The sequence below is a fragment of the Geodermatophilus chilensis genome (assembly GCF_002802985.1).
GTDB classification, from domain to species: Bacteria; Actinomycetota; Actinomycetes; order Mycobacteriales; family Geodermatophilaceae; genus Geodermatophilus; species Geodermatophilus chilensis.
In genome coordinates, this window is sequence record NZ_NVPT01000277.1 from 1 (window position 1) to 3,746 (window position 3,746).

The window sequence follows — 3,746 nt, forward strand, 5'->3', positions numbered from 1 at the left end:
CTCCACCGCTCGCATGCTTGCGGCGGGGCCCTGCAGGAGGGCCGCCCGTCCTCCCCACCCTTCCTAAGCCCGGGGCGGGACCTGGGGCGGGGCCGGCGGTGCCCTGGAGCGGGCCGCCCCCGCTCCGACCTGCACGGACGCAGACGGCGCGAAGTGACCTTGACACCGTGATGCGCGCCACCCACTCTAGTCGTCAGTTGACTGTCAACAGTCGGCAGAGAACGCGATCCCGTCCATCGCGCACTGGAGACCACCATGACCGAGCGTCATCCCCCCATCCGCGACCCGCACCTCGAGGAGGTCGCCGCCTGGCACCCGATCGAGGGCACCCCGACCAAGAAGAAGGTCGCCATCGGGTGCTCGGTCGGGGCGACGATCGAGACCTACGACTTCATCGGCTTCGGCATCGCAGCGGCGCTGTACTTCAACACCGCCTTCTTCCCCGCGAACGACCCGTTGTCGGGCACGCTGCTGTCCTTCGCCACGCTGGGCATCGGATTCGCGGTGCGCCCGCTCGGCGGGATCATCGGCGGCTACCTCGGCGACCGGATCGGCCGCAAGCCGGTCCTCGTCGGCTCCCTGCTGCTCATGGGCATCGCGACGGTGCTCATCGGCTTCCTGCCCACCTACCAGCAGGTCGGCATCTGGGCCGGGATCCTGCTGGTGATCGTCCGCGTCGTGCAGGGGCTCGCGTTCGGCGCGGAGTGGGGCGGCGCGATCCTGATGTGCTTCGAGCACGCCCCGTGGCGCAAGAAGGGCCTGTACACCGGCATCACCCAGGCCGGCTTCCCGGTGGGGCTGCTGCTGGCCAACCTGGCCTTCCTGGTCAGCGTCCCGCTGGGCGGCTCGTGGGCGTGGCGGGTGCCGTTCCTGCTCAGCGCCGTCCTGATCGTCGTGGGCATCGTGATCCGGCTCAAGGTCGAGGAGTCGCCCGAGTTCGAGGAGCTCAAGGAGGAGGGCGAGCTCTCCAAGAACCCACTGCTCGAGGTGCTCCGCGACGACTGGCGCAACATCCTGCGCGCCTTCTGCCTGCGGATCACCGAGACCGCCGGCTACGCGGTGTCGGTCACGTTCATGCTGTCGTACGTCGCCGCCGAGGAGCTGGCCGACCGGTCGGTCACCCTCACCGCGACGATGATCGCCGCCGGGATCGGCATCTTCGCCACCACGTACTGGGGCGCGCTCACCGACCGCGTCGGGCGGCGCCCGGTGTACCTGCTGGGCACCGCGCTGCACCTGCTGTGGGGCATCCCGCTGTTCCTCGTGGTCAACACCGGCGCCGCGGTGGCGATCGTCATCGCGTTCGTCGTCAGCTACGCGGTCCTGCAGAACTCGCTGGCCGGGGTGCAGGGCGCCTGGTTCTCGGAACTCTTCGCGACCAAGACCCGCACCACCGGCGCGTCGCTGGCCTACCAGATGTCGGCCGTCGTGTCCGGGTTCACCCCGCTCATCACGACCGCGCTCTACGCCGGCTACGGCTGGATCGGCCCGGCGCTGCTGTTCAGCGGCTACGGCCTGCTGGGCCTGCTCGCCGCGCTGGTGACCCGCGAGACCTGGGGTCGGGTCGAGCGCGAGGAGGTGGCCGCCCTGGAGCGCACCCTCCGGACGTCGTCCGCCGTCCCCACCCCCCGTCCCGGTTCGTCCGAGCGTCGGCCGACGGCCGACTCGGCGACCGACTGACCCGCACGAGGAGGAACACGTCATGACCTCGCTGACCACACCGCAGGCCGGACCGGCCACCGCGGACCGGGCCGAGCGGATCGAGCGGATCCGCCAGGCCGCGTACCGGATCCGCCGCAACGCCCTCGACATGGGGGAGGTGCAGGGACAGGGCTACATCGGGCAGGCGCTCGGCGTGGCCGACGTCCTGGCCACCGTCTACACCGACCAGCTCCGGTACCGCCCGGAGGACCCGCACTGGCCCGACCGCGACCGCTTCCTGCTCTCCATCGGCCACTACGCCATCGCCCTCTACGCAGCCCTGGCCGAGGCCGGGACGATCCCGCGGGAGGAGCTGGAGACCTACGGCTCCGACGACTCGCGACTGCCGATGTCGGCCATGGCCTCCTACACGCCGGGCGTGGAGATTTCGGGCGGCTCGCTGGGCCACGGGCTGGCCGTGGCCGCCGGGATGGCCCTCGGGCTGCGCCACCAGGGCAACGGGGCGCGGGTGTTCAACCTGCTCTCCGACGGCGAGCTGGACGAGGGCTCGACCTGGGAGGCCGCACTCGCCTGCGCCCACCACGGCCTGGACGACGTCACCGCGATCGTCGACGTCAACGCGCTGCAGGCCGACGGCCCCACCGCCGGGGTGCTGCGCACCGAGCCGGTGACCGACAAGTGGCGGGCCTTCGGCTGGCACGCCTTGCGCGTCGACGGCAACGACGTCGCCGCGCTCGTCGACGCCTTCGACGAGCTGCGCGCGCACCGCGGCTCGCCGTCGGTGTTGATCTGCGACACCCGGATCGGGCGCGGGGTGCCGCTGCTCGAGGCCCGGGAGAAGGCCCACTTCATGCGGGTGGAGGAGCACGAGTGGCAGCTCGCCCGCGACCAGCTGCAGGAGGGGATGGCCCGATGACCAGCACCGCGCCGAAGAAGCGGCTCACCACCTCGGCGATGATCGCCTCGTTCGCCGACCCCGGTCAGCGCACGACCAGCGCACCCTTCGGGCACGCGCTCAACCGGCTGGCCGAGCAGCGGCCCGAGATCGTCGGGCTGTCGGCGGACCTCGCCAAGTACACCGACATGCACGTGTTCCGCGACGCCCACCCGGACCGCTTTTTCCAGATGGGCATGGCCGAGCAGTCGCTGCTCGGGACGGCGGCCGGGATGGCGGAGGTCGGCCTGGTGCCGTTCGCCTCCACCTACTCGGTGTTCGCCACCCGGCGGGCCTACGACTTCCTCTGCCTCGACATCGCCGAGCCGAACCTGAACGTCAACGTCGTCGGCGCCCTGCCCGGCCTCACCACCGGGTACGGGCCCAGCCACCAGGCCACCGAGGACCTCGCGATCCTCCGCGGCTGCCCGAACCTGACCATCGTCGACCCGTGCGACTCGGTCGACATCGAGCAGGCCGTGCCGGCCCTGGCGGACGCACCCGGTCCCACCTACCTCCGTCTGCTGCGGGGCGCGGTGCCCACGGTGCTCGACGAGTACGACTACCGGTTCCAGCTCGGCAAGGCCGCCGAGCTGCGCACCGGCCGGGACGTCGTCCTCATCTCCACCGGGCTGATGACCATGCGGGCGCTGCAGGCCGCGGCCCGGCTCGAGGCCGACCACGTGGACGTCGCCGTCCTGCACGTGCCGACCATCAAGCCGCTGGACACCGAGGCTGTCCTGCGGGCCGCACGCACCGACCGGCTCGTGGTCACGCTGGAGAACCACACCGTCGTCGGCGGTCTGGCCGAGTCGGTCGCCTCGACCCTGGCCTTCGCCGGGGTGGGCACCCGCGTGGTGCCCATCGCCCTACCCGACGAGTTCCTCGCCGCCGGCGCCCTGCCCACCCTGCACGACCGCTACGGCCTGTCGACCGACGCCGTCGTGGCCCGCGTGCGGGCCGAGCTGGGCGGGGACGACGGGCGCCGCCCGCCCGTCGCCCTGGCCCTCCCGGCACTCTCCCTTATACACATCTGACGCTGCCGACGACACCCTACGTGCAGGTCGACGTTGTCGCCTCAGCGTTAGAACACACCTCTCCGCGCACCCTCCATCGCTCATTGTGTCTCGTACGTCCGGTCGTCGTCTTT

The 3,746-nt window shown here is 71.6% G+C and carries 3 protein-coding genes; all 3 read left to right on the forward strand.

Going from position 1 to position 3,746, the window contains the following annotated elements; genetic code table 11:
- Positions 1 to 255: 255 nt before the first annotated feature.
- Genes CNO22_RS26145 through CNO22_RS26155 form a run of 3 tightly spaced genes read left to right on the forward strand, consistent with a single transcriptional unit; the run spans position 256 to position 3,633 of the window.
- Complete coding sequence (locus tag CNO22_RS26145) at positions 256 to 1,680, forward strand: MFS transporter (protein WP_100502162.1); 1,425 nt, start codon at positions 256 to 258, stop codon at positions 1,678 to 1,680.
- Between the two features lie 22 nt (positions 1,681 to 1,702).
- Complete coding sequence (locus tag CNO22_RS26150; protein ID WP_100502163.1) at positions 1,703 to 2,578, forward strand: transketolase; 876 nt, start codon at positions 1,703 to 1,705, stop codon at positions 2,576 to 2,578.
- Entirely contained in the window at positions 2,575 to 3,633 is a 1,059-nt protein-coding gene (locus CNO22_RS26155) for a transketolase family protein (RefSeq protein WP_232807372.1), read from the forward strand. Before CNO22_RS26150 ends, CNO22_RS26155 begins: the two co-directional genes overlap by 4 nt.
- Positions 3,634 to 3,746 lie beyond the last annotated feature (113 nt).

Coding starts and splice junctions, on each gene's coding strand:
- CNO22_RS26150 (WP_100502163.1), top strand. CDS start 1,703: ATGACCTCGCTGACCACACCGCAGGCCGGACCGGCCACCGCGGACCGG.
- CNO22_RS26145 (WP_100502162.1), top strand. CDS start 256: ATGACCGAGCGTCATCCCCCCATCCGCGACCCGCACCTCGAGGAGGTC.
- CNO22_RS26155 (WP_232807372.1), top strand. CDS start 2,575: ATGACCAGCACCGCGCCGAAGAAGCGGCTCACCACCTCGGCGATGATC.